The organism is Planococcus sp. 11815, assembly GCF_051096385.1.
GTDB classification, from domain to species: Bacteria; Bacillota; Bacilli; order Bacillales_A; family Planococcaceae; genus Planococcus; species Planococcus citreus.
In genome coordinates this window covers 1428750-1453160 of sequence record NZ_CP096991.1, presented here as the reverse complement: position 1 = coordinate 1453160, position 24411 = coordinate 1428750, and the positions used below count along the sequence as shown (strand labels likewise).

Here is a 24411-nt window from a genome sequence, read left to right as displayed (position 1 = left end):
TTGCTTTATTTATTTCCAGAAGAGTATTTCTTTATTATAGATAACTTCCCGCTAAAAAGTAAAGCTTTTGCGTGTTTTCATCTATCTCCGGGAAATACCCCAGGGGCTACAGGCGGTCTGCTTTCTGTTTACGGATGCCGTCGACCATGATCCATTTGCTGTCATCGCCCACTGCGACGGTCTTGTTCGATGAATCGACGCTCATAATATTCTTGACACGGACGTTGCGCGCGCTTTGCTTTCCGCCCATGATGGAAATGTCAGATCCCGCGGTCCGGAAGCCGCGTACCACGCCATTCGACAGCGAAATGTGCTCAGCCCGGTACTGTATGGCGGAGGCCGGCCGCCCTTTATAATCATAGAGCGGATCGCCTTCGAACAGGAAGCGGTTGATCGCAACATTGCGGTAGCCGGAAATGACCAGCGAGCGCGGCGATGAATCTTTATAAAGCCGCGTTTCGACAGGTGCCAATGAAACGAGGCGCTGCGCTTTGATATTATAGGCCGATAAGGATTCGGGATCTTCCCGCAAGTGATGGCCGATATGCCGGAAGTTGAATGAGCGGTTGTCATTGACCGACAAATGGCCGGAAATGAAGACGCCGGACGCTGCCGACGAATTGGCGTGCGCTTTGATTTCGATGCCGCCGAAGCAGCGCGATGTGGAATTATTGAACAACCAGACGTGCCTCGAGCCGTCATCGATTTCAATGCCATTGGAGTTGGAGTAGCCTTTTTTATGCGCTTTTCCGCTTGGGTCGGAAAAATGGCAGTTCGAGACGAAGACATAATCGCTATGATGGGTCGTCAACCCATCGTCACCGAAACCGAAACCGTTCACTTTATCGACCCAGATGTATTTGCTGCCGCCCCTCCCGCGCATGCCGTCGCCTGCGTAATTATAGAGCGGCGAAGTGATGTCGACGCAGTGCAATCCGGGATTGATCGCTTCGACATCCCGTACCCAGCCGTACGTGACGCCCGCAAAAGTGACACAGCTTGAATAATTGCCCCACGCATTGGTGCGTTCGGTCTGGCCAAGCCGTTCCACATTCCAGTCGAGGCTCAAGCTTTCGATCGAGATATTGCGGTTGCCGGTCACATAATTGGAGTTCGTCAATAAACGCGAACGCTTCGGTGCTTTCGGATGCAGCTTGATGACCGAGGCGGTCTTGCCCGCCCCGACGATCCGGCTCCATGATGGGACGCGGATGCCTTTGACGATATAGACGCCAGGCGGGACCGTCACTTCCACACGCCCATTGCCGATCGCTTTCTTGAATGCTTCGGTGCAATCGGTGATGCCGTCGCCGATCGCCCCGTAATCGCGTATGTTGACACGCCGGTTGATCGTCGAATCGAGCTTTTTGTATTCGCGGTCCAACTTGCCTTTCCATTCCGGAAACAGGTCCTGGCCAAACACGATGGTGCCATAACCGTTATCGTCCGCCACTTCATACTCATCGGCAAAAACAGACCAGAGCTTCTCGAAAAAATGGACAGGCCGTTTGATGCGTACACGCGGGAGATCTTTCTTGATGTCATTGAACAGCGCTTCGGTCTCCCTGGTAGTCTGTTCTAGAGGAGTTGCATCGTTCAACAGCTGCCCGATCAATTCATTGTTTTGCACAGGGTCATACCGTCTGTCCAATTCGATCATGGAAATCACCTCTCTCGCTAGTTTCTTTCTCTACCATACCCTACCATCAGAAAAAAAATCACCTTGCCCAAAAAGGCAAGGTGATTTTCTTAATATTGCATCAAAGTTGTAACGTCATAGCCGTCGAGGTTCTTGCGGCCATCCAAATAAGTCAATTCGATTAAAAATGCGCAGCCGACAACAACGCCGCCAAGCTGTTCGACCAGGTTGATCGTCGCGTTGATCGTTCCGCCGGTAGCCAAAAGATCGTCTGTGATCAAGACGCGCTGCCCCGGTTTGATGGCATCTTTGTGCATCGTCAATACGTCTGTCCCGTATTCGAGGCCGTATTGTGCGCGAATCACTTCACGCGGCAATTTGCCTTCTTTGCGGACTGGCGCAAAGCCAATTCCTAGCGCGTAAGCGACAGGGCACCCAATGATAAAGCCGCGTGCTTCCGGTCCGACGATAAGTTCTGCATCGACCGTCTTCGCATAAGCGACGATTTGGTCCGTTGCGTATTTATAGGCTTCGCCGCTGTCCATCAAAGATGTAATATCCTTGAACTTGATTCCTGGTTTCGGCCAATCTTCTACGATCGTTATATATTGCTTTAAATCCATAATTCTTCCTCCTTGGCTGACACTTGGGCGTCAAACCAGTCTTTTAGATCCCGATAGGATGCATATAAGAGCTTTTGTTCCAAGGCAATTTGCCGCTCGCGCTTCTTATAAGACGGCGCTTCTGACAGATCGCGTTTTCCCGGAGCCTGTGCAATCTCGGTAATTCCATTGTTAAGTGTAACAAAACCGAGTTCAAAAAACACCTGAAGCATGAAAAATAATGTTTCTCGGCTCCAGCCTTTATGTTTGGCTAGTTCTTCGCCGTTCTTTTTGAAGTCGAACATCCCGCGTTTCTTGACGAACCCGAACAGCCATTTGAATTGGTCGCGGTCTGGGATGCGCTCGAAATATTGGGATTCCTGCGCATAGAAATGGGCATAGACACGCTTTGGCCGCAGCTGTTTAAGAACAGTCGACAACTGCTCTTCTGAATCGGGCAGATCCAATAGCACGAGATGGTCTTTCGCAGAATCCGATTCAGCGAGAGCTTGTGCGCCAACGATCGGCCCTTCTAGCAATGAACTGAATACCGCTTCCGTTTCTTTCTGGAAAGCCACGAATACCTGGTTTTGCTTCGGGATGAGCTTCGACCAGCGGCTGACTTGGCGGATGCCGCGGATATCGAATAATTGCCATTCGTCCGTGCGGATATCCTCGACTAGCAGCTGCGGTTTTTTGCGGCCGTTCCATTCGTTGATCTGCAGGTCGCCGATGACATCGATTTTCACATCAGGCGTCAGTTCATCGCCGAGCTCGCCGATGCCGAAGCCGACTGCGTCCAAAGTGGAACCGTTTTGTGCCAGCTCCATCTTCAAATGCGCTTGGCTGGCGCCGATTTTGCGGATGCCGGCGACCTTGACGCCTTCCAAATAAAATTTCGGCTTGGCAAAGCCCATTCCAAATGGCGCGAGACGGCGCATGCCTTCGATGGTATCCGTATTCACTTCATCAAGTGTGACAGGGATATCGATCGACACGACCGGCACCAAATCTTCTGCGGTCAATGACGCTTTCGCTTGTTCGTTCAAACGTTCGCGCATTTCGTCGACATCTTCCGCAGCAAGCGTCATGCCCGCTGCCATCGGGTGGCCGCCGAAATGCGGCAGGATGTCGCGGTTTTTGGCGAGTTCATTATATAAATGGAAGCCTTCGATGCTGCGCGCCGAGCCTTTCGCTTTGCCGTTCGCCAAATCGAGCGACAACACAATCGACGGGCGGTAGAACTTCTCGGTCAGTTTCGAGGCGACGATGCCGACAACGCCAGGGTTCCACCCTTCCTGCGCCACGACGATGACGTGTGGCAGCTGTTCCCCGTAGCGAGCTTCCACTTGCTCGATTGCCTGCTCGGAAATCGCCTTGACGATCGCCTGGCGCTCTTTATTCAAGACATCCAATCCATCAGCCAGGGATCTCGCTTCCGATGGATCGTCAGTCATGAACATTCGCACGGCCGGGTCTGCTGATTGCAGACGGCCAATCGCATTGATGCGCGGGCCGAACATGAAGCCGATTGTCTCTTCCGTAATGTCGCGCTGCTTGACGCCCGCTACATCCGCGAGCGCCGCAATGGCTGGCATAGGCGAATCTTGCAAAGCACGCAAGCCTTCTTTGACGAGCACGCGGTTTTCGCCGTGCAACGGCACCAAATCGGCAATCGTGCCGATGGCGACAAGTTCCGTCAAATGGTCCGGAATATCGCCATAGAGCGCTTGCGCCATTTTGAATGCAACACCGACACCGGCCAGTTCACCGAAAGGGTACTTGCCTTCTGGATGCCGCGGATGGATGACTGCGAGTGCTGCTGGGAGTTCATCGCCGATATCGTGATGGTCACTGATGATGACGTCCATCCCAAGTTCATTCGCCAAGCGCACCGGCTCGATTCCTGACACGCCGTTATCAACGGTGACGATCAAGTTGATGCCTTCAGCATGGGCTTCTTTGAACAGCTCTGCATTCGGGCCGTAGCCATGGTCAAAGCGGTTCGGGATCTTGAACGACACATCCGCGCCCAAGTCTTCCAGCACCGTCATCATAACCGTTGTGCTCGTAACGCCATCGGCATCGTAATCGCCGTAGACGAGGATTTTTTCTTCTGCTTCAATCGCCTGTTGGACACGCGCCACAGCGACGTCCATATCCTTCATCAGAAACGGATTATGTATGCCGGATAATTCGACATCCAGAAATTCCTGCGCTTTTTCCACCGTGTCGATTCCGCGTGTGACGAGGATTTTCGCCAGCACGGAAGACAAGGAAAGCGCCTCTTGTAATTCCTGGACCGCTTGTTCATCCGGTGTGGTCAATTGCCATCTTTTTTTCGATTCTATCATTGGTCTTCACTTCCTCACCCGTACATTATACAACATCAGCGGACAGACAAAAACCTTTCGGCGCTTAGCCGAAAGGTTCATTTTTTACAATTCGTCGCGGCGCGTGTCAGCTCGGCGGTCTTCTGTGTCGTTGACACTGAACTCGTCGCGTTTAGGCTGCGACCGGAGCGACTCGTCTGCATCGTGCGTCCGTTCTTCCCCGGTGACGACCATGGCATCAGGCGTGACGCCCGCTTTCTGGTATTCAGCAATTTCGTTCTGCTGCGTGGCGATAAGCGATTCCTTGACCGCCACTTCTTTTTGGAGCGTCTTCACCTTGCGTTTTAATTGGTACGTGCGTGTCATGGCGAGAATGCTCGACAATAGGAAGCCAAGCAATGCAGACACGAGGATGACCAGGATCAACGGCCATTGTGATTCGCCGAACACATAATTGACCGGCACATTATCGACATTGAATACGGCAAAAATCGCGATGATGATAGCAAAAACGAGACCGAGCAATAAGAGCCATTGCATTTTCATGTGAACCATCCTTTCTTATTCAAACTTCGTACACCTTGCCGGTTTATTGCACAAAAAAAAGGGACAAGGTATTAATACTCTATACCCTGTCCCTTTGTCCTATTAAACTTAAACGACCGGTTCGTCGGAGCCCCATTTGGACTCTTGTTCTTTCTTCTCGATATCGATCGGCCCTTTTTTATTCAACTCGCGTTTTTTCAAGACGAGCCATAGCTGGGCAGCGATGAAGATTGAAGAATACGTCCCTGCAATCAAGCCGATCAATAAGGCGATCGAGAAATTCGTAATCGATGCAGCGCCGAAAATCAGAAGCGCCAGCACGACCAGGAATACGGTCATGACTGTATTGATGGAACGCGTTAAGGTCTGTCGAAGCGAAGTATTGACGATTCTCTCCAATTGATCGACCGTCTCCACTTTTTTGACACGGCGCATGTTTTCACGAATGCGGTCAAAGGTGACAATCGTGTCATTGATTGAATACCCGATGATTGTCAACACGGCCGCGATAAAGGTGATGTCCACCTCAAGACGCAGAATGCTAAATGCCGCAACAATGAAGAATGCATCGTGCAGCAATGCTACGACAGAAGCAACCCCCATGCGCCATTCAAATCGGAATGCCACATAGATAATGATGCCCACTGCCGCGATGGCAAGTGCATACAAAGCATTTTGTGCAAGTTCAATCCCGACTGTCGGGGAAACCGTCGACACGTTCGGCTCGATTCCGTATTCATCTATAGCCGCAGATTTCAACTCATCGATTTCCTGTTGGCTGAATTCCTCTGCATAACGAACGACCCCGATGGAAGAACCTTCACCTGCCATGACAATGTCATCCGATGGGAAACCTGCGTCTTCAAGGAAACTTCCCACTTCCTCTTGTGACAATGAGGATTCGGACGTAACTTCCACGCGTGTACCGCTGGAGAAATCAATTCCCAAATTCAATTGGAAAATCGATAGCACGACCATCCCTGACAAGATGAGCGCAAGTGACGCAGCAAAGAATTTACGGCGGTTGCCGGCAAAATCAAAGCGGTCGTAAGGCGTTGTCAAATCCGTGATATGCAAGTCTTCTTCTTTTGCATGAATCTTGTTCTTCGATAAGCCGAACCAGCCTGGCTTGTTATCCAAGAATCCGCTCCACACCCAAAGACCGAGCATCAGGCGAGAACCCCATACGGCTGTCAGGAAGCTCGCGAGAATGGAAATGATCAACATCGTCGCGAATCCTTTGACAGAGCTGGTGCCGAAATAGAACAAGACGGCCGCTGCAAGAAGCGTCGTGATATTGGCATCGATGATTGCAGAGAACGACGATCTGGCTCCGGCACGGAACGCATCCCGCACAGACTGGCCAGTCCGCAGCTCTTCGCGTATCCGCTCATAGGTGATGATATTGGCATCAACTGCCATCCCGACACCGAGCATGATTGCTGCAATCCCCGGCAAGGTCAGCACGCCGCCAATCCATTCGAAGATCACGAGGATCAAATAGACGTAAGCGGAAAGCGTGATGACGGCAATCGCGCCTGGGAAACGATAGAACAGCAGCATGAATATGAGGACAGCTGCGATGCCGATGCCGGCTGCGAATGTCGTCTGTTCAAGCGCCTGTTCACCAAATTGCGCGCCGACTGAAGTCGAATAAATTTCTTCCAATTTCACCGGCAATGCGCCGGCATTCAAGATACCTGCCAAATTCTGCGTTTCCTCTACGGTAAAGGAACCGGAGATTTCAACACTCGGTGAATTGATGCGCTGTGAAACGCGCGGGTCGGAAACAAACTTCGGATCCGCTTTCAAGCGCTCTTCCTGATAGGAATCGACGCCTTCCTCAAAATCGAGCCAGATGACTAACACATTATCCGGTGCCGGCTTTTGGGCAATTTCGCCAGTCACTTCAGCGAATTTGCCCGGTTCGTTCAACTCAAGCGTGACGATCGGCTGGCCTTCCTGATTGAAAGTGGCCGTGGCACCGCCTTGCGCGAGGTCGTTACCGGATAGCATGACATTATCCTCCGCATCGCGGAACGATAAATTCGCTTCGGTCGAAAGCAGCTCACGGGCAGATGATTGATCTTCAACCCCTGCCAATTGGACGCGAATCCGGTTGCCGCTTTCGATTTGAATATTCGGTTCACTGACACCGAGCACATCAATGCGGCTTCTCAGTGCATCCGTCGTATCGGAAACGACTTCTTCTGTAATTTCCTGGCCTTCTTCGAGCGGTTCGACTTGGTAAAGAACTTCGAAGCCGCCCTGCAGATCCAGCCCAAGATTGATGTCTTTGGCGATCGGCAGGCTGGTTGTGCCAATCAGCCCGATGAGCATGAATACCAGCAGGAAAAAGGCGATGATGCGAGATCTTGCTTTCATATGTATAGTTCCTCCTCAATATAGAACACAGCACTTACATTATCGGTGACGTGCCAAAAGGTGTCAAATCCCGCGCGGTTTCTGGCGCGCTGGACGAAGAAGCTGCTGCAGGTCCTCCATGCTGTCTTCCGAGAAAAAATTTGCGTTTTTAAAGCCTTCCACCTGATGGTAAGCGACAAAATCGGAGGCTGTCAGATCCATAATATCCGACACCATCTCATGCAAGCGCATGTCTTCGACTTTTTTCTTTTTCCACGCTTTTTTCAGGCAATAATCCCACAAGGCTTCCGGGGTGAATGTTTCATATTGCAAATACGTGAATTCGCTGCATTTGCTTTCCAATGCTGGCAGCACCTGCTCGTATTTTTCCGGATAGCTCATCATGTCGGTTCTCCTTTCTGCAGTTCTGTTTCCATTGTAACTCCCAGATGGAAATTTTAGAACAAATGCATAAAAATTTTTGGAAAATTGTTTAATTTATTTTGGTTAAAATAAGTTAATGAAATCGCTGCAGGCGGACGCTTTCCGCGGGCATGGCTTGAGCCTCCTCGGTCGCTTCGCTTCCTGTGGGGTCTCAAGACTCATGCTATTCCCGCAGGAGTCGCCGCCTTCCGCTCTTTAATTTGAGTATATACATTAGATAAGAAACTAACCAAAATAGGCTACTTAATCTACAGCTTCATTTATTTTACATAATATTGTTCTTATAAAGGCTATAAATAGCTTTGTTCAGTTAGAGTATAGTGGATTTCCCAATGGACGAAAAAAACGCCTCCCGAAAGGAAGACGGTTTTTGCGGTTACTTATTCAACGATGCGGGCGATTGCTTGGCGCTCGAATTGCATACGCGTGCCGTCAGCTACCGTGATGTAGATCGTCGTGTCGTCTACTGCGTCGACTTGGCCGTGCAAGCCGCCGATCGTCACGATGCGGTCCCCACGCTTTAATTCCGACTGCATGTTAGCTGTCGTTTTTTGGCGTTTTTGCGCCGGGCGGATGATGAAGAGCCACATCAGCAAGAACATCAATAGTAAAGGCGATAACGCAATTAATGTTTCCATTGTTCAATTTCCCCCTTTCGTGTTCTCTATCGTTTTGAACTCAGAAATTTTTTGCATTCGGCTTATTGAATCCGTACGCTTCAAAAAATTCTTCGCGGAAATCTCCCAGGCGGTCTTCGCGGATCGCTTGACGCACCTGTTCCATTAAGTTTAACAGAAAATGCAGGTTATGATAACTCGTAAGGCGAATTCCGAAGGTTTCATCTGCACGCAATAAGTGGTGCACATACGCACGCGTGTAATTGGTGCATGTATAGCATGTGCATTTCTCATCAATCGGAGTGAAATCACGCTTGAACTTCGCGTTTTTCAAGTTCAAACGCCCTTCACTTGTCATCAAGGTACCGTTACGGGCGATGCGAGTCGGCAATACGCAGTCGAACATATCGATGCCGCGGATCGAGCCGTCGATCAAGGAATCAGGCGAGCCGACGCCCATCAAATAACGGGGCTTGTCGAATGGCATGAACGGCGTCGTGAATTCGAGCGCACGGTTCATGACGTCTTTCGGTTCACCGACCGACAATCCGCCGATCGCATATCCCGGGAAGTCGAGCGCGACAAGGTCTTCTGCGCTTTGGCGGCGCAAATCTTCGTACTCACCGCCCTGGATGATGCCGAACAAGCCTTGGTCCTGCGGGCGCGCATGTGCCTCGAGGCAGCGTTCCGCCCAGCGCGACGTACGCTCGACACTGGATTTCATATAGTCATGCGTCGCCGGGTATGGCGGGCATTCGTCAAACGCCATCATGATGTCCGAACCGAGGTCATTCTGGATTTGCATCGCTTTTTCTGGGCTCAAAAACAGTTTATCTCCGTTCATATGGTTACGGAAATGAACGCCTTCTTCTTTAATATTGCGGAACTCACTCAACGAGAATACCTGGAAGCCACCGGAATCTGTGAGGATCGGACGGTCCCAGTTCATGAATTTATGAAGGCCGCCCGCTTCCTTGATGACGTCGTTCCCTGGGCGCAGCCACAGGTGATACGTGTTGCTTAAGATAATGCCGGCGTTCATCGCTTTCAATTCTTCCGGGCTCATCGTCTTGACGGTCGCTTGTGTGCCAACTGGCATGAAGGCAGGCGTTTCGAAAGAGCCGTGCGGCGTATGGACGATGCCGAGGCGTGCGCCTGTTTGTTTACAAGTTTTGATGTGTTCGTATGTTACTGCATGGGTCATGATTCGGTCTCCTTTTTCTGCGGTTCAATAAACATTGCGTCGCCGAAGCTGAAAAAGCGGTAGCGCTCTTGGACAGCTTCATTATACGCATTCAAAATGGCATCGCGGTTCGACATGGCACTGACGAGCATGACGAGCGTCGATTTCGGCAAATGGAAGTTGGTGATGAGTCCGTCCACGGCTTCAAAACGATAGCCTGGGTAGATGAAAATATCCGTCCAGCCGTTATCTTCCTGCAAGTTGCCGCCGAATTTCTTCGCGACCGACTCGAGCGTGCGCGTCGATGTCGTGCCGACGGAAATGACGCGGCCGCCTTTTTGTTTCGTTTCATTGATCAAATCCGCGGTTTCTTTCGTGATGCGGTAGAATTCTGCGTGCATTTCGTGGTCTTCGATCGATTCCACTGACACCGGGCGGAACGTGCCGAGCCCGACGTGCAAAGTGATGAATGCGATGTTGACGCCTTTGTTGCGGATTTCTCCCAATAATTCATCAGTAAAATGTAGCCCAGCAGTCGGCGCTGCGGCACTGCCACGCTCTTTCGCGAACACCGTCTGGTAACGGTCCTGGTCTTCCAGCTTTTCGCGGATATATGGCGGCAGCGGCATCTCACCTAATTGGTCAAGGATCTCATAAAAAATACCGTCGTAGATAAATTTGAAATGGCGGCCTCCATGGTCCAGTACGCCCGTACATTCAGCGCGCAACAAGCCGTCGCCGAATGACACGACCGTGCCGATTTTCACTTTCTTGGCCGGCTTGACGAGCGTTTCCCACACATCTTCTTCCGTCTGCTTCAACAGCAGCACTTCGATGTTCGCACCGGTCTCTTCTTTCGTGCCCATGAGGCGCGCCGGAAGCACGCGGGTGTCGTTCAACACGAGTGTGTCGCCCTCGTGCAGATGGCCGAGGATGTCGCGGAAATGTTTGTGTTCAACCGCCCCTGTTTCTTTGTCCATCACGAGCAGGCGGCTCGATGTCCGGTCAAGAAGCGGCGTTTGTGCGATCAATTCCTCCGGCAGTTCAAAATCAAAATCATTTACATTCAATTGCTGTTCATTTGTTAGTTTTGTCATTCAGGCATCTCCATTTTAAAGTGTTCGTATGCAAGAGGCGTCACAGTGCGCCCTCTCGGCGTCCGTTGAATAAAGCCAATCTGCAAGAGGTACGGCTCGTAGACATCTTCAATCGTCGTCGATTCCTCGCCGATGCTTGCGGCGATCGTGTCCACGCCGACAGGCCCGCCGCGGAAACGGCTGATCATGCCGGTCAAAAGCTTATGGTCGATATGGTCCAGGCCGAGCGGGTCGACTTGCAGCATCTCCAAAGCCTGCTCCGCCATATCGGTCGTGATTGATCCGTTGCCGCGCACCATCGCATAATCGCGCACTCTCTTCAAGAGGCGGTTTGCGATACGCGGGGTGCCCCGGGAACGGCGTGCGATTTCAATGGCGGCATGCGGATCGATATCCGCTTCGAACAAGGCGGCGCTGCGTTCGACGATATCCGTCAAAGCTTCCGTGTCGTAATACTCGAGCCTTGATAACACGCCGAAACGGTCGCGCAGCGGAGCTGACAATGCCCCTGCACGCGTCGTCGCCCCGATCAACGTGAACGGCGGCAAATCGAGCCGCACGGAACGCGCAGTCGGGCCTTTGCCGACAACAATATCGAGACAGAAATCCTCCATCGCCGGATACAGCACTTCTTCAATCGAGCGGTTCAAACGGTGAATCTCATCGATGAACAACACGTCCCCGGGCTCGAGTGATGAAACGATCGCCGCCAAATCACCGGGCCGTTCAATCGCAGGGCCTGAAGTCATCTTCACGCCGACTTCCATTTCATTCGCGATGACGGTCGCTAGCGTCGTTTTCCCGAGACCCGGAGGCCCGTAAAGCAATACATGGTCTAGCGATTCGTTGCGCATTTTCGCCGCTTCGATGAAAATCTCCAGGTTGTGCTTTACTTTCTGCTGGCCGATATATTGCGACAAACGCTGTGGACGCAACGATTGCTCAAAGCGCTCATCAAATTCTGAAATTTCGCCGTCGATGATGCGTTCTTCCATGGCGTTCGCCTCCTCGTTAAGTTTGTTTCAATAATAATTGAAGCGCTTTTTTCATATAGCCTTCAGTGTCGAGTTCCAGGCCTTTCAATTGAGGCTTCACTTTCGTGATCTCGCGTTCGGAATAACCGAGAGCGCCCAGTGCAAGCATCGCTTCCTCAAGTTCTGATTCGTCGCCGCCAAACAAGTCCGGCTGCCCCGCTTCCGCGTAGGATTCCCCAAAGAAATCCGTCAGCTTGCCTTTTAGGTCCAAGATCATCTGACGCGCGGTTTTCTTGCCGACGCCAGGAAATTTCACCAAATACTTCTCATCTTCTTGCTCGATCGCCTCGATGACGAATTGCGGCTGGCCGGATGCCAAAATCGCAAGCGCGCCTTTAGGGCCGATGCCGGATACGCTGATGAGCTTGCGGAACAATTCCCGCTGCTCGAGCGTCGGGAAACCGAACAGGAATTGCGCGTCTTCCCGCACGTGATGATGCACAAAAATCTGCAGTTCATCCGATCCGAATGAATACGGGTTCGGGGCAAAGATCTGCCAGCCGACTCCCTGCTGTTCCACTACTAAATATTCAGGCGTCACACGCGTGACTTGGCCTTTTATGTAATCGTACATTGCACTCGTCCTTTCATTTTCAACCTATTGATTATACCATATTCCGGCCGCTCCTACGAAGAAAGCTATCCTGTCGGACTGTTCCTTATGAAGCGTCGAAAGAGCTCCCCGCTGATTGAAGTTTCTCTTTATGTTAAAATAAAAATCATAAGAGTGAAGTCAATTTCACTCACTCGACGCATTCCGCAAATCTGCTAAAAGAAAAGCTTTGCTCAACTCTCTCTGCGTTCGAGCATCGCAAACGAATGGACTCACTTACTTTCGTCCATTCGTTTCCTGCGGGCGAGCGCCAAGCCTCCTCAGTCGCTTTGCGACCTGCGGGGTCTCGGCTTTCTCGTTTTCCCGCGGGAGTCTTCGCAGTTTTGCTACATTATATATATTGCTGAACACACCAATGAGTGGCCTTAAATGATTTTTACAGAAAGGCAATTTCAGAGTACAATATGTAATTTGGTAATCAACGGAGGGTTTTCATGAAAAAGTTATACGGTGAAGAACGCCGCAATGTTTTATTGGATGAGCTGAAGCAGGCGGGTCGGCCGATGACCGGCAGCGCACTTGCAAAACTCGCGCAAGTGTCGCGTCAAGTGGTGGTCGGCGACATGACCTTATTGAAAGCAAAAGGCGAGCCAATCATCGCGACGAGCCAAGGCTATCTGTATTTGGACCCAAGCGGCAATAAACAAGTGAGCCGGCGCATCGCCTGCAATCATAAGCCGGAAGAGACGGAAGCGGAATTGCGTCTATTGGTCGACTGTGGCGTCACGGTCAAAGACGTCTCGATCGAACATCCTGTCTACGGCGAACTGACGGCTGGGATCCACGTCTCGACGCCGCTTGATGTCGATTTGTTCATGCAGCGCATACGCGATACCGGCGCAAGCTATTTGCTGGAACTGACAGAAGGCACACATATCCACACCATTACGGCAGACCTTCCTGAAACGCTTGCGCAAGCAGTCGAAGCGATGAAGCAGCACGGCTATCTGCTCGAAGAAGTAGAATAAGCAAAATCCCCGGATGCCAATGAGGCGTCCGGGGATTTTTCGCGCGTGCTTCTTATGAATTATACGTATAGTAGGAACCGAGCGTCTTGACGCCGCAGCCGAGAGCCTTGAGCTCTTCGAAGGCACCGCGCATCATCGCCGCATTCTCATCTTCCAATACGTCGGCGATAAAGAAATAATTGCCGAGCCCAGTTTTCAAAGGACGCGATTCGATCTTCGACAAGTTCAATTGGCGCCAAGCGAAAACCGACAGCACTTGGTGCAAAATACCAGACCGGTCGTCTTTTGGAGGCGTGATCATCAAGGTCGTCTTGATCTGCGCTTCGTGTCCAGGGTCGGTCAATTTATGATTGCTTCTCGACAACACGAAAAAGCGCGTGTGGTTGAAATGGAAATCGTGTATGTCGCGTTGCACGATGTCCAAACCGTATTTTTCCGCCGCATAGTCGTTGGCGATGGCCGCAATATTGCGCTCTGGCAATTCCGACACCATTTTGGCGGCGGCAGCCGTCGAGCTGTATTGCTGGAGCGGCGTCGTTTTATACGTATAGTACAAAAACTTATGGCATTGCGCCAATGCGTGCGGATGAGAATAGATTGCTTCGAACGATTCCGCGCCGCGGTTTTCCGGATGGACGAGTAAATGCTGCTGAATCGGCGACAGCACTTCCGCCGTCACATACAGCTCCGCTTCGTGGAACAAATAATCCACCGTCAGCGGCACCGATCCCTCAAGCGCGTTCTCGAGCGGCACGACCGCATAATCGACCGTGCCCTCTGCGACCGCTTCGATGCATTCAGGAATGGTCGTATACGGCATCAGCTGTTCTTCCGGAAATACTTTGGAAGCGGCCAAATGCGTAAACGATGCTTCCGGGCCTAAAAATGAAATTCTCTTTTTCTCTTTAGTCATCGACTCATTCCCCCTACATTTATGACGAACCGCTCGATACCACATCGGCCGACTCAACAAAGTCGAGTTTTTTCAATTGCTGCAAGAACATGTCCAAGTCGACGTCCATCGCCGTCACATCAAGTGACAAAGTGACGTTCGCACGCCCTTGGATCGGAATGGTCTGGTGGATGGTCAAAATATTGCAGCCCATTTCCGCGACAGACTGAAGTAAAGTCGCAAGCGTGCCCGAACGGTCTTCCAATTGAAGGAAAACCGTCAAGATCCGTTCTTTGACGATGGAATGAAACGGAAAAACCGCATCACGGTATTTATAGAATGCCGAGCGCGATAATCCGGTCTGTGCGACCGCATCTAAAATGGACATGCGGTCCCGCTGAAGCAATTTTTTCACTTCCAGCGTCTTGACCATCGCTTCCGTCAGTACATCTTCTCGCACCAGGTAATAGCGTTGTTCCGAAATATCCTTCATTCAAGTACCCTCCGCATCAGTCGGTGAATTCGAACTCAAATTCAAGCAAACGGACCGTGTCGCCGTTTTCTGCCCCGCGCTCGCGAAGAGCATCATCAATGCCCATGCCGCGCATTTGGCGGGCGAATCGGCGAATCGAATCTTCACGAGAGAAGTCGGTCATCTTGAACATCCGCTCGATTGCGTATCCGGAAAGGACAAAAGCACCGTCCGGGTCGCGTGAGATATCGAATCCGTCGCCTTGCAATTCGTGCTTGTAAAGAACCGTATCCGCTGCATCCGGATCTGCCTCGTCTTCCATCGGGAATTCAGGCGTCACTTCAAGCAAGTCGGCTACCGCAAACATCAGGTTGTTCAAACCTTTTCTCGATAATGCGGAAATCGGGAACACTTTCGCGTCTTCCGGCAATTTCTTGCGGAACTCTTCCAAGTTTTCTTCCGCATCCGGCATGTCCATCTTGTTCGCCACAATCAATTGCGGGCGTTCAGTCAAGCGCATATTGTATTGCTTCAGTTCTTCGTTGATGGTCACGTAATCCTCATAAGGATCGCGGCCTTCCATACCCGACATATCAATGATGTGGACAATGACGCGCGTCCGTTCGATATGGCGCAGGAATTGATGGCCAAGGCCGATTCCTTCGTGAGCTCCTTCGATCAATCCTGGCAAATCGGCCATGACGAAGCTGCGCTGGTCTTCTGTTTGAACCATTCCGAGATTCGGGACGATCGTCGTGAAATGATACGCGCCGATTTTCGGTTTAGCCGCAGTAACGACTGACAAAAGCGTCGATTTCCCGACACTCGGGAAGCCGACCAGGCCGACATCCGCCAATACTTTCAATTCCAGGATGACATTGCGCTCTAAGCCTGGTTCGCCTTTTTCCGAAAGTTCAGGAGCCGGGTTTTGAGGCGTCGCAAAACGTGAGTTTCCGCGTCCGCCGCGCCCACCGCGTGCGATGACGGCGGATTGGCCCTCTTCGACCAAATCGGCAATCGTTTCGCCAGTTTCTGCGTCTTTGACGACAGTGCCCGGTGGAACTTTGATAATCGTGTCATGCGCTTTTGCGCCGTGTTGGTTTTTGCTCATGCCGTGCGTCCCGCGCTCGGCTTTAAAGATCCGTTTGAAACGGAAATCCATTAGCGTGCGCAAGCCTTCATCGACTTGGAAGACGATATCAGCGCCTTTCCCTCCGTCGCCTCCGGCTGGCCCGCCGTTTGGTACGTATTTTTCGCGGCGGAATGCTACCATGCCATCCCCGCCGTCGCCACCTTTTACATATACTTTTACGTGATCGACAAACATATTATCCCTCCATCTGTGCGTGGATCTCAATTTTCGAGCGATCCGATCCGCACGCTTTACCAATTGCTAATTGCGGTGAATCCAAAATCAGTGACGACCAGTCGCCGGGACCTGACAGTTCCAGCGAAAACCGGCCGTCCGCTTCCATTATGTGCAGCTCTACCGGATATGGCCAGGCGTCGGAAAACGCTTTTTTTGCGTTGTCCGCAAATGTTTCGAGCCAGCTGCAGAGCGCCGCATCCAAGTCGCGCGGCGCCCGCTCGGCTTCACAAAAAACCGCGAGGCGCAATTCCGGAAAACGCCAGCCGGCTGTCAATAGCCACTCTTCCGTTTCAGGCATAGAGAGAGCCGACAGCCGGCTTTGGTGCATAGCCGCTTCGGCATACGTACGAATGAGCGCCTGGGCTCTGTCTGTGCGCCCCAAATCCAGATTCAATTTGATCATCTGCAGCTCATTCAAAAAATCATGGCGCGCATGCCGAAGCGATTGTGCCACCGTTAGCCTGTCGTCCATAATGCACTTCCTTTTCACACACTTTTAGCCATTATACCAAGTTTCCGGCCGGATTTCCCGGCGCGGGTTTTGGCTAGTCTTGTTTCAAAAGAAAAAGGACTGCGAAAGCAGCCCTTTTCGTTTTTTATTAAGCTTCCTGAGCAACCGGGTAGACGCTCACTTTTTTCTTATCGCGGCCGTAGCGCTCGAAGCGTACTGTTCCGTCGATTTTCGCGAAAAGTGTGTCATCTCCGCCGCGTCCAACGTTCTCGCCTGGATAGATTTTCGTACCGCGTTGACGGTAAAGAATAGATCCGCCAGTTACGATTTGTCCGTCAGCGCGTTTTGCGCCAAGGCGTTTTGATTCCGAATCACGACCGTTCTTCGTTGAACCAACACCTTTTTTGGATGCAAAAAACTGAAGATTTAATTTCAACATATGTCCCACCTCCTAAGCTGTGAAGGTTATTTTTATAAAGTCTGCATATTCATGTTCAATCGTTTCCAGAGAAATGACCATAGCGCGTACAAGCAGTTGAACCTGCTCATCCGTCTTTTTGTCCATGTTCTCCGGAAAGGCGATTTTCAAAAAACCGCTATCCGCCTGTTCGATGTCCGGTTCAATTCCCGTCAGTTCCATAATGGCGTTCACTGCCCCGAAGGAAACAGCTGAAGCCCCGGCACATACCAGATCCTTGCCGTGTTCGGCAAAATCTGCATGCCCCGACATTTCAAAGCCATGGATATAGCTGTCGGTTTGATGAATAGTCACCTGGATCATTTTTACAAGTTGATTGCATCAACAGTCAATTTCGTGAATGGCTGACGATGACCTTGTTTTTTGTGGTAGTTCTTTTTCGCTTTGTATTTGAAGACAGTGATTTTCTTGCCGCGGCCCTGTTTTTCAACTTTCGCTGTAACAGTTGCTCCTTCTACGAAAGGAACACCCACTTTAGTATCGTCTCCACCTACAAATAGAACTTTGTCAAATGTTACTGTGTCACCAGCTTCTGCGTTCACTTTCTCAACGTAGATTTCTTGGCCAGCTTCCACTTTGATTTGTTTTCCACCAGTTTCAATAATTGCGTACATATCCTTGCACCTCCTCTTAGACTAAGACTCGCCTCTCCAGGTGATCTCGCGATGCTTTAAGACCTGGTTCGAGCGGTTGTAGCACGGGTGCGCTACAAACATAACATTAGAATAATATCATGCGGGAGAGACCCGCGTCAACAGAGAACTGAAAAGAGTTGGTGATGTGCTCTTTAGATTCCTAGGATTGTGGTCAAGGAATTAAATATCGCTTCTTTACTAGTTTGTGATTTTGGGAATGAAGAGTGTGGTGATGTTGCTTGTATTTGAGTTTGCATCATTCTGGAGTGTCGCCTCCCGGCTTTGGGTTGGCCTCTCACAATGAGCCAGAAAGAACATCTGTCTCATTGCTTCGGCTCACCCTTGGCGCTGGTCGGCTGGAAGATTTCATTGGTTCATGTTTGTTTAGATAAATCTGCTTCGATAGGTAGTTACCGGCTAGTGGGGGAATCGCTTCCCTGTCTGGTTATGCGATTTGCAGAATGAAGTATGTGGCAATATTGCTTGTGTTCAAATTTGCGTCACGTTGGAGCGTCGCCTCCCGGCTTTGGGTTGGCCTCTTGCCATAAGCCAAGAAGGACGCTTGTCTTACGGCATCGGCTCACCCTTGACGCTGGTCTGCTTAGAGATTTCATTGATTCATGTTTGTTTAGATAGATCTACTTCGATAGGTAGTTGCCGGCTAGTGGGGAAATCGCTTCCCTGTCATGATGTGTGCTTTGCGAGATCCAATTTGAGCGGTGTTATGACCGAGAGAATACGTGTCATTTTGGAATATCGGTGCAGGGCTTAGGGTTTTCGCCATTGCTAGACTTCTTGCCATGCTTTCCGTCATAGAAAAAAGACTATACATTTTTTGGTTTAGCACTAGCAAGATTCTGCGTTTATAAAATCCCTGTTTCAACAATATGTTATGAATTGTTAACTACATCTCTCACTTCAAACTAACAGTGAGGTTGTAAAGATCCCGCTCACAACAATGGCTGGAGTGCAGGGCGGTGACTCCTGAGGGATCAGTGGGTTTGAGAGACCCCGCAGGAGCGTGTTCTTTGCGACGAGGAGGCTCGATTCCCACCCCTCGGAAAGCATCCGCCCGGAGCGCAAGCCATTCGCTACACTTCTTCTTTATTAAATTCTACAAAACAAAAACGCCACCGCAAATGCAGTGGCGTTTCTACTATTGAATATTATTTGCTTGAGAAAATGGATTTCAGTTTGCCGAACATGCCTGGCTTTGGCTTGTCCATGGTCATGAGCGGAACCGATTCACCTAGCAGGCGGCGCGCGATGTTGCGGTAGCCGAGTGCTGCAGGGTTCGATGGGTCCATGACGACTGGTTCACCTTTGTTCGAGCTCGAAATGACGCGTTCGTCATCCGGCACGATACCGAGCAGGTCGATCGACAAATGCGTCGTGATCTCATTGACATCGAGTGCATCTCCCGCTTCCATCAAATGCGGGCGAATGCGGTTGATGATGAGTTTCGGCGCTTCCAGGTTTTCTTCCAATTCCAGCAAACCGATGATGCGGTCAGCATCGCGCACTGCGGAGATTTCCGGAGTCGTGATGACAATCGCGCGGTCAGCGCCGGCAACGGCATTTTTATATCCTTGTTCGATACCGGCCGGGCAATCGATGATGATGAAGTCGTAGTCCGCTTTCATCCCTTCGATCAATTCTTTCATCTGTTCCGGGTTGACGTCGTTTTTATCGGCCGTCTGTGCTGCCGGAAGCAGGAATAATTTGTCTTCAAAACGCTTGTCTTTCACAAGCGCCTGATGGATTTTGCAACGGCCTTCGAGCACATCGATCAAATCGTAGATGATGCGGTTCTCGAGGCCTAAAATAACATCGAGGTTGCGAAGCCCGATATCGGTATCGATCAAGCACACTTTTTTGCCTTGAAGAGCCAATGCAGTGCCGAGGTTCGCAGTAGACGTCGTTTTGCCGACGCCTCCTTTGCCTGATGTAATTACGATAGCTTCTCCCACACTAGCTTCCTCCTTTAAACGTAGAAATTTGCGGCCGCAGGAATCTCAGTTCCTGCAAACGATCAATGATGATTTTGCCGCTGGTATGTAAATAGGCGCATTCCATTTCAGGCTGCTCCGACAAGCTGTCGAGTTCATCGGTCATCGTCTCGAGTTCATCGGCAATTTTCAGGTGCGTTGCTTCAAGCCACGATGCGGCAATGACTGCTTCCTTATTGCCGCTCGCGCCTGCGTGGGCAAAGCCTTTGAGACGCCCGAGCACATAGACGTTGCCGCCCGCTTCGATGCGGCCGTTCTGGTTGACGTCGCCGATGACGACGAGGTCGCCTTTTGCTTTGATGACTTGCCCTGAACGGACGATGCCGACGTAAGTTTCCGACTGGCGCTCAGCGATCATCCGGTTGCATTCTTCGACGGTGACGACATCGCATTTCGTGCCGATCACTTTCATCTTCGAATTGTCATGGATGACTTTCTTGATTTCTTCTAATTGGGCTTTGCTGTAATGGCGATTCGCCAATTGGACCTGTACTTCCGCGTCCCCTTCGAGCGCAGGGTCGGATACTTTCTTCTTCAGCTCATCAAGGATTTCCGTATAGGAGGCCATATCATTGAGCTGGATGAGAAGCCCTTTGTTCGTTCCTTTAATATTCACGATATTTTTCAAAAAACCTGTCACCTGCGCTTTCATTAATATAACCCGAACTTAGTGCCACGCTGTGCATCTTGCGTGACCATCATCGACCTGAACACCCAGCCAAGCAATCCTAAGTACAGGGCGTTGGCGATTAAGGTCGGCCACAATCTGGATGTCAGGAACGTCCCGGCTGGCGCGTCGGTCAAGCCGATCAATTGGAAGAACAGGTAAAGTGCCACTTCCATCGCGAGCAAAAGACCAAGTGCCAGCAGCGTCGCCGACAGCAGATTTTGTGGAATCTTTTTGAAAAAGTACGCGGCGATCAGGCAGACGGCCGGATACAGAAAAGAATATAATCCAATAATATCAATGTAAAAGACATCATACAAGAGGCCGAAGAACAAACCGTAAAACAACGCATGGCGCAGTTCATAGAAAACGGTCAAAAAGATCAGGAATAAAATGAGGAAACGCGGGACGACGTAATACAGCGATCCGCCGATCGACAAGGGCGAAAACAGCCCGAAGATCGGTTCGACGAAAAACAACACAAGGCAGACGATAGGCACGAGGAAGCGGATCATGATTCCTCTTCCTCTTCTTCTGTCATTCCGTTGTCTTCGCCGTCGACTTCTGGAGCGAGGCGGTCTGCGATGACGACGTGATTGAGCATCGAGAAGTCAGCAGCCGGTTTGACATACGCCAATTTCGTCAAGCCGAATTCATCGATCGTCACTTCCGTGATTTCCCCAATGACGATGCCTTTCGGGAAAATGCCACCGAGCCCGCTCGAGACGACTTGGTCGCCTTCTTTCAAGTCGACCGAGAAATCGATGCGCTTGAGCAGCAGCTCACGGCGCTCAGCATCGTAGCCTTCGATCAAGCCGAATACATCATCCTCGCCGAGCACCATCGCCGATACGCGGTAGTTCGGGTTTTGTGTCGTCACTAGTTCCACCGTCGACGTGGTCGGCGTGACGATCGTCACCTTGCCGATCAAGCCCCCGGCGGTCATGACGGCCATATTTTCCTTGACGCCATGGTTGGTGCCGCGGTTTAAGATAATTTTCTCTTCCCATTGATCCGGGTTGCGTGCGATGACGACTGCCTGGATCGGGTTGTATTCACGTAAATCTTCTTCTTTTCCGACGAGTTCTTTCAGTTCCTCGTTTTCGGAACGAAGATCGGTCACTTCTGCCTGCACGCCCGCAAATTCCTCGAGGCGTGCTTTTAGCAGGCGGTTTTCTTCAAATGTGTTGATCAGCGAGTCGATATTGTCAAAAACACCGGTCACAAAATGTGCGGGCCGTGAAAATACCGATTGCCCGGCGCCTACTGCTTCTTTGACGATTTGCTCGGGCAGCGACACTTGGCCGCGGTCCCGAAGCGTCAATGAAATCAAGGCGACGAGCAGGATGACGCCGATCAACAGCAGGATAAGCCGCTTATTCGATAAAAATTGTGGCATATGAGGCCATCCTCCTTATTGATTGGCTCGTGTAGAGCAGTAAAACTTAGCGTCTTTCGATCGCCGTGCGGTAACGGTCGAAGTCTTCAAGTGCGCGCCCGGTTCCGAGCGCGACACAATCGAGCGGATGATCCGCCGTGAACACCGGCATGCCGACCGCATCCGCAATCACTTTGTCGAGGTTCTTCAACAACGCCCCGCCGCCCGTAAGAACGATGCCGCGGTCCATGATATCGGACGCCAGTTCAGGCGGCGTCTTCTCAAGCGTGGTGCCTAGGCCTTCGACGATGCGCGTCACGGGTTCTTTCAACGCGTGTTCCATTTCTTTTGCGGTAATCGTCAAGGTTTTCGGGAAGCCGGTCACGAGGTCGCGGCCGCGGATTTCCATGTCCAATTCGGCTTCTTCTTCGCTTAACACAGCGGCGGTGCCGATGCCCATTTTCAGGTTTTCGGCCGTGCGTTCGCCAATGACGACATTATAGCGCTTGCGGACGTATTGCTTGATCGCCTCGTCCATCTCGTCCCCGCCGACGCGGATCGATTCACTCGATACGATGCCGCCGAGCGAGATGATGGCGACTTCCGCCGTTCCGCCTCCTATATCGACGACCATGCTGCCGACAGGTTCCCATACCGGAAGCCCTGCGCCAATTGCTGCAGCGAAGGGCTCTTCGATCGTATAAGCTTCCGCTGCCCCGACTGCACGCGCAGCATCCATAACGGCGCGCTGTTCAATTGAAGTGACGCCGTATGGCACGCAAATCATCACTTTGCCGCCGCGCCATTTGCCAGGCGCTTTGCCGGTCGCCTCGCTGATGCAATGCTTGATCATCGCGAGCGTCGTGTCGTAGTCGGAGATGACGCCATCGCGCATCGGCCGCAATGCGACGATATTGGCAGGCGTTCTGCCCATCATATCGCGCGCGCGTTTGCCGACAGCGACGATTTCATTCGTGCGGTTGTTCTTGATGACAATCGATGGTTCCCGGAGCACGATGCCGCGCCCTTTTAAATAGACGAGCGTGTTCGCCGTTCCGAGGTCGATGCCGATATCCTTTGAAGCAAATCCAAACACATGAATCGGTCCTTTCTTATGTAAACCGGGGGTACCGGCAACAGCTTTGCGCAATACCACCCATTATAGAACATCCGGAAAAAAATATACAGTGCTACATGAACCCCTTTTCTTTTAATGAAGTGAATTGATGATCGCCGATGATGATGTGGTCGAGCAGTTCGATGCCGATGATCGAGCCGGCTTCCATGAGCCGCTTGGTGACATCGATGTCTTCAGGAGACGGTGCGGGGTTGCCAGAAGGATGGTTGTGCGCACAGACGATGGATGCGGTCGAGCGTCTGACGGCTTCGCGGAAAATTTCGCGGGGATGGACGATGGAGGCATTGAGGCTGCCGACAAAAATGGTTTGGCGGTGCATCACTTGGTTTTTGATGTTGAGGAATAGACAGACAAAATGCTCTTGCTTGAGCGAGGTCATGTCATCCATCAAATAAGTAGCGGCATCTTTCGGGGAACGAATCGTAAAGCGTTCATCGGTCTGTTTGGAAGCGAGCCTGCGTCCCAGTTCAATGGCAGCGAGCAGCTGGACGGCTTTCGCTTCGCCGATGCCGTTGATTGCCGTCATTTCTTCAATGGCGGCATGTTTCAGTTCGTGGAGATGTTCGAATTGCTTGAGCACACGGTTCGCGAGATGCAAAACCGATTCCTCGCGTGTGCCGGTCCGCAACAGGATCGCGATGAGCTCTTGATTGGATAAGCTCACCGCTCCTTGTTTCATGAGCCGTTCGCGCGGCCGGTCGGCAATATGAACATCGCGGATCATCATCGCTTGGTCATTTGGCATAGTCATGCGCTCCTTCGACTTTTACGTAGCCCGCGTGCGTCAAGTGCTGCAGCAGCTTCGCAATAGGCAAGCCGACGACTGCGTTGTAATCGCCTTCGATTTTTTCCACAAACAAGCCCGACACCGTTTGGATGCCGTATGCCCCTGCTTTGTCGTAAGGGTCTTCTGTATCCGTATAGGCGTCGATCCAAGACTCTGGCAATTCGTAGAAACGTACTTGTACGCGTTCATGAAACGATACTTCCTCATCGCCACAGCGCACGCAGACGGCAGTGATGACTTCATGGGTCTCCCCAGACAGCTTGCGTAAATACGCAGACGCTTGCTGTTTGTCTTTCGGCTTCAATAAAATCTCCCCATCCAATACGACGACTGTATCCGAGCCGATGACGATCGCTTCGGGGTGGCTCCCTGCAATATCTTCCGCTTTTTGGACAGCGCATGCGTTGACATAATCGACTGGTGACTTGAAACCTTGTGGGTCGGGTTCCGGGATATCGCTCGGCACGATATCGAACGGAATTCCGAGCAGGCCGAGCAATTCTTGGCGGCGCGGCGATTGCGAGGCCAGGATGAGTGGATGTTTAGCTGTGAACTTCATAAAAAATACCTCCTTTTTTCAAGCCATCATACCATTATCAAAAAGCCGGGGCAAAATGGTGAAATACTGAATTTCATCCGAAAACAGCTGATAAATATCGTTTTTTAAGATAGCGCTTTCATGTGAACTTGGGGTA

General features: G+C 51.3%; 26 protein-coding genes and 1 other annotated feature. Of the genes, 1 reads left to right on the top strand and 25 read right to left on the bottom strand.

Annotated elements, in window-relative coordinates; all coding sequences use genetic code 11:
* Positions 1-106 precede the first annotated feature (106 nt).
* The 11 genes from M1Q06_RS07400 to ruvA all read right to left on the bottom strand — a co-directional run bounded on the left by M1Q06_RS07400 (position 107) and on the right by ruvA (position 12433).
* Positions 107-1660, bottom strand: coding sequence for a glycosyl hydrolase family 28-related protein (locus M1Q06_RS07400; protein WP_434402545.1), 1554 nt, complete (start codon positions 1658-1660; stop codon positions 107-109).
* An 89-nt stretch (positions 1661-1749) separates the two neighbouring features.
* The gene (locus tag M1Q06_RS07395; protein ID WP_058380980.1) at positions 1750-2262 is read right to left on the bottom strand and encodes an adenine phosphoribosyltransferase; all 513 of its coding nucleotides are present in this window, start codon (positions 2260-2262) and stop codon (positions 1750-1752) included.
* Positions 2253-4595 carry a single-stranded-DNA-specific exonuclease RecJ gene (recJ, locus tag M1Q06_RS07390; RefSeq protein ID WP_434402543.1) on the bottom strand — a complete coding sequence of 781 codons (2343 nt, stop codon included), beginning with the start codon at positions 4593-4595 and terminating at the stop codon, positions 2253-2255. Before recJ ends, M1Q06_RS07395 begins: the two co-directional genes overlap by 10 nt.
* An 84-nt stretch (positions 4596-4679) precedes the next feature.
* On the bottom strand, positions 4680-5120 hold the full coding sequence (locus M1Q06_RS07385) for a LapA family protein (protein WP_434402541.1): 441 nt from the start codon (positions 5118-5120) through the stop codon (positions 4680-4682).
* A gap of 108 nt (positions 5121-5228) precedes the next feature.
* A complete protein-coding gene (gene secDF / locus M1Q06_RS07380) occupies positions 5229-7505 on the bottom strand; it encodes a protein translocase subunit SecDF (protein ID WP_121300104.1) in 2277 nt (758 codons plus the stop codon).
* Between the two features lie 63 nt (positions 7506-7568).
* Positions 7569-7889, bottom strand: coding sequence for a post-transcriptional regulator (locus tag M1Q06_RS07375; protein WP_434402536.1), 321 nt, complete (start codon positions 7887-7889; stop codon positions 7569-7571).
* Positions 7890-8308: 419 nt separating this feature from the next.
* Positions 8309-8566: a preprotein translocase subunit YajC gene (gene yajC, locus M1Q06_RS07370; RefSeq protein WP_434402534.1), complete on the bottom strand. Its 258-nt coding sequence runs from the start codon at positions 8564-8566 to the stop codon at positions 8309-8311.
* A 40-nt stretch (positions 8567-8606) separates the two neighbouring features.
* Entirely contained in the window at positions 8607-9749 is a 1143-nt protein-coding gene (gene tgt / locus M1Q06_RS07365; protein ID WP_121300110.1) for a tRNA guanosine(34) transglycosylase Tgt, read from the bottom strand.
* Complete coding sequence (gene queA / locus M1Q06_RS07360; protein WP_434402845.1) at positions 9746-10798, bottom strand: tRNA preQ1(34) S-adenosylmethionine ribosyltransferase-isomerase QueA; 1053 nt, start codon at positions 10796-10798, stop codon at positions 9746-9748. Before queA ends, tgt begins: the two co-directional genes overlap by 4 nt.
* A 23-nt stretch (positions 10799-10821) precedes the next feature.
* Positions 10822-11820, bottom strand: a complete 999-nt coding sequence (gene ruvB, locus M1Q06_RS07355; protein WP_434402532.1) for a Holliday junction branch migration DNA helicase RuvB — start codon at positions 11818-11820, stop codon at positions 10822-10824.
* Between the two features lie 16 nt (positions 11821-11836).
* Complete coding sequence (ruvA, locus tag M1Q06_RS07350) at positions 11837-12433, bottom strand: Holliday junction branch migration protein RuvA (RefSeq protein WP_058380987.1); 597 nt, start codon at positions 12431-12433, stop codon at positions 11837-11839.
* 473 nt (positions 12434-12906) lie between these two features.
* Here ruvA and M1Q06_RS07345 point away from each other — a divergent pair, with 473 nt between their 5' ends.
* Positions 12907-13440 carry a transcription repressor NadR gene (locus M1Q06_RS07345; protein WP_434402530.1) on the top strand — a complete coding sequence of 178 codons (534 nt, stop codon included), beginning with the start codon at positions 12907-12909 and terminating at the stop codon, positions 13438-13440.
* A gap of 52 nt (positions 13441-13492) precedes the next feature.
* On the opposite strand, the gene pheA is transcribed toward M1Q06_RS07345, so the two are convergent.
* From pheA to M1Q06_RS07275, 14 genes are all read right to left on the bottom strand, one after another.
* Positions 13493-14353, bottom strand: a complete 861-nt coding sequence (gene pheA, locus M1Q06_RS07340) for a prephenate dehydratase (protein WP_434402528.1) — start codon at positions 14351-14353, stop codon at positions 13493-13495.
* Positions 14354-14372: 19 nt separating this feature from the next.
* A complete protein-coding gene (locus M1Q06_RS07335) occupies positions 14373-14825 on the bottom strand; it encodes an ACT domain-containing protein (protein WP_058380990.1) in 453 nt (150 codons plus the stop codon).
* Between the two features lie 16 nt (positions 14826-14841).
* Positions 14842-16131, bottom strand: coding sequence for a GTPase ObgE (obgE, locus tag M1Q06_RS07330; protein ID WP_121300119.1), 1290 nt, complete (start codon positions 16129-16131; stop codon positions 14842-14844).
* A gap of 1 nt (position 16132) precedes the next feature.
* Positions 16133-16645, bottom strand: coding sequence for a Spo0B domain-containing protein (locus tag M1Q06_RS07325; RefSeq protein WP_434402526.1), 513 nt, complete (start codon positions 16643-16645; stop codon positions 16133-16135).
* Between the two features lie 127 nt (positions 16646-16772).
* Positions 16773-17063: a 50S ribosomal protein L27 gene (gene rpmA, locus M1Q06_RS07320; RefSeq protein ID WP_068461850.1), complete on the bottom strand. Its 291-nt coding sequence runs from the start codon at positions 17061-17063 to the stop codon at positions 16773-16775.
* Positions 17064-17075: 12 nt separating this feature from the next.
* Positions 17076-17405: a ribosomal-processing cysteine protease Prp gene (locus M1Q06_RS07315; RefSeq protein ID WP_434402523.1), complete on the bottom strand. Its 330-nt coding sequence runs from the start codon at positions 17403-17405 to the stop codon at positions 17076-17078.
* A gap of 2 nt (positions 17406-17407) precedes the next feature.
* Complete coding sequence (gene rplU, locus M1Q06_RS07310) at positions 17408-17716, bottom strand: 50S ribosomal protein L21 (protein ID WP_068488425.1); 309 nt, start codon at positions 17714-17716, stop codon at positions 17408-17410.
* Positions 17717-17730: 14 nt separating this feature from the next.
* Positions 17731-17804 (bottom strand) — a sequence feature (ribosomal protein L21 leader region).
* 1099 nt (positions 17805-18903) lie between these two features.
* A complete protein-coding gene (gene minD, locus M1Q06_RS07305; protein WP_058380996.1) occupies positions 18904-19707 on the bottom strand; it encodes a septum site-determining protein MinD in 804 nt (267 codons plus the stop codon).
* 1 nt (position 19708) lies between these two features.
* The gene (minC, locus tag M1Q06_RS07300) at positions 19709-20398 is read right to left on the bottom strand and encodes a septum site-determining protein MinC (protein WP_058380997.1); all 690 of its coding nucleotides are present in this window, start codon (positions 20396-20398) and stop codon (positions 19709-19711) included.
* Positions 20398-20928, bottom strand: coding sequence for a rod shape-determining protein MreD (mreD, locus tag M1Q06_RS07295; protein WP_434402520.1), 531 nt, complete (start codon positions 20926-20928; stop codon positions 20398-20400). Before mreD ends, minC begins: the two co-directional genes overlap by 1 nt.
* Positions 20925-21812 (bottom strand): rod shape-determining protein MreC, encoded by an 888-nt coding sequence (gene mreC, locus M1Q06_RS07290; protein ID WP_121300123.1) that lies wholly within the window; start codon positions 21810-21812, stop codon positions 20925-20927. Before mreC ends, mreD begins: the two co-directional genes overlap by 4 nt.
* 46 nt (positions 21813-21858) lie before the next feature.
* On the bottom strand, positions 21859-22887 hold the full coding sequence (locus tag M1Q06_RS07285) for a rod shape-determining protein (RefSeq protein ID WP_434402518.1): 1029 nt from the start codon (positions 22885-22887) through the stop codon (positions 21859-21861).
* A 94-nt stretch (positions 22888-22981) separates the two neighbouring features.
* Complete coding sequence (radC, locus tag M1Q06_RS07280; protein WP_121300125.1) at positions 22982-23674, bottom strand: RadC family protein; 693 nt, start codon at positions 23672-23674, stop codon at positions 22982-22984.
* Entirely contained in the window at positions 23664-24275 is a 612-nt protein-coding gene (locus M1Q06_RS07275; RefSeq protein ID WP_434402516.1) for a Maf family protein, read from the bottom strand. Before M1Q06_RS07275 ends, radC begins: the two co-directional genes overlap by 11 nt.
* Between the last annotated feature and the right edge of the window lie 136 nt (positions 24276-24411).

What these genes read in the sequence shown, in the direction of transcription:
- M1Q06_RS07400 (WP_434402545.1), bottom strand. Translation starts at nt 1,660, where the DNA reads ATGATCGAATTGGACAGACGGTATGACCCTGTGCAAAACAATGAATTG.
- M1Q06_RS07395 (WP_058380980.1), bottom strand. Translation starts at nt 2,262, where the DNA reads ATGGATTTAAAGCAATATATAACGATCGTAGAAGATTGGCCGAAACCA.
- recJ (WP_434402543.1), bottom strand. Translation starts at nt 4,595, where the DNA reads ATGATAGAATCGAAAAAAAGATGGCAATTGACCACACCGGATGAACAA.
- M1Q06_RS07385 (WP_434402541.1), bottom strand. Translation starts at nt 5,120, where the DNA reads ATGAAAATGCAATGGCTCTTATTGCTCGGTCTCGTTTTTGCTATCATC.
- secDF (WP_121300104.1), bottom strand. Translation starts at nt 7,505, where the DNA reads ATGAAAGCAAGATCTCGCATCATCGCCTTTTTCCTGCTGGTATTCATG.
- M1Q06_RS07375 (WP_434402536.1), bottom strand. Translation starts at nt 7,889, where the DNA reads ATGATGAGCTATCCGGAAAAATACGAGCAGGTGCTGCCAGCATTGGAA.
- yajC (WP_434402534.1), bottom strand. Translation starts at nt 8,566, where the DNA reads ATGGAAACATTAATTGCGTTATCGCCTTTACTATTGATGTTCTTGCTG.
- tgt (WP_121300110.1), bottom strand. Translation starts at nt 9,749, where the DNA reads ATGACCCATGCAGTAACATACGAACACATCAAAACTTGTAAACAAACA.
- ruvB (WP_434402532.1), bottom strand. Translation starts at nt 11,820, where the DNA reads ATGGAAGAACGCATCATCGACGGCGAAATTTCAGAATTTGATGAGCGC.
- ruvA (WP_058380987.1), bottom strand. Translation starts at nt 12,433, where the DNA reads ATGTACGATTACATAAAAGGCCAAGTCACGCGTGTGACGCCTGAATAT.
- M1Q06_RS07345 (WP_434402530.1), top strand. Translation starts at nt 12,907, where the DNA reads ATGAAAAAGTTATACGGTGAAGAACGCCGCAATGTTTTATTGGATGAG.
- pheA (WP_434402528.1), bottom strand. Translation starts at nt 14,353, where the DNA reads ATGACTAAAGAGAAAAAGAGAATTTCATTTTTAGGCCCGGAAGCATCG.
- M1Q06_RS07335 (WP_058380990.1), bottom strand. Translation starts at nt 14,825, where the DNA reads ATGAAGGATATTTCGGAACAACGCTATTACCTGGTGCGAGAAGATGTA.
- obgE (WP_121300119.1), bottom strand. Translation starts at nt 16,131, where the DNA reads ATGTTTGTCGATCACGTAAAAGTATATGTAAAAGGTGGCGACGGCGGG.
- M1Q06_RS07325 (WP_434402526.1), bottom strand. Translation starts at nt 16,645, where the DNA reads ATGGACGACAGGCTAACGGTGGCACAATCGCTTCGGCATGCGCGCCAT.
- rpmA (WP_068461850.1), bottom strand. Translation starts at nt 17,063, where the DNA reads ATGTTGAAATTAAATCTTCAGTTTTTTGCATCCAAAAAAGGTGTTGGT.
- M1Q06_RS07315 (WP_434402523.1), bottom strand. Translation starts at nt 17,405, where the DNA reads ATGATCCAGGTGACTATTCATCAAACCGACAGCTATATCCATGGCTTT.
- rplU (WP_068488425.1), bottom strand. Translation starts at nt 17,716, where the DNA reads ATGTACGCAATTATTGAAACTGGTGGAAAACAAATCAAAGTGGAAGCT.
- minC (WP_058380997.1), bottom strand. Translation starts at nt 20,398, where the DNA reads ATGAAAGCGCAGGTGACAGGTTTTTTGAAAAATATCGTGAATATTAAA.
- mreD (WP_434402520.1), bottom strand. Translation starts at nt 20,928, where the DNA reads ATGATCCGCTTCCTCGTGCCTATCGTCTGCCTTGTGTTGTTTTTCGTC.
- mreC (WP_121300123.1), bottom strand. Translation starts at nt 21,812, where the DNA reads ATGCCACAATTTTTATCGAATAAGCGGCTTATCCTGCTGTTGATCGGC.
- radC (WP_121300125.1), bottom strand. Translation starts at nt 23,674, where the DNA reads ATGCCAAATGACCAAGCGATGATGATCCGCGATGTTCATATTGCCGAC.
- M1Q06_RS07275 (WP_434402516.1), bottom strand. Translation starts at nt 24,275, where the DNA reads ATGAAGTTCACAGCTAAACATCCACTCATCCTGGCCTCGCAATCGCCG.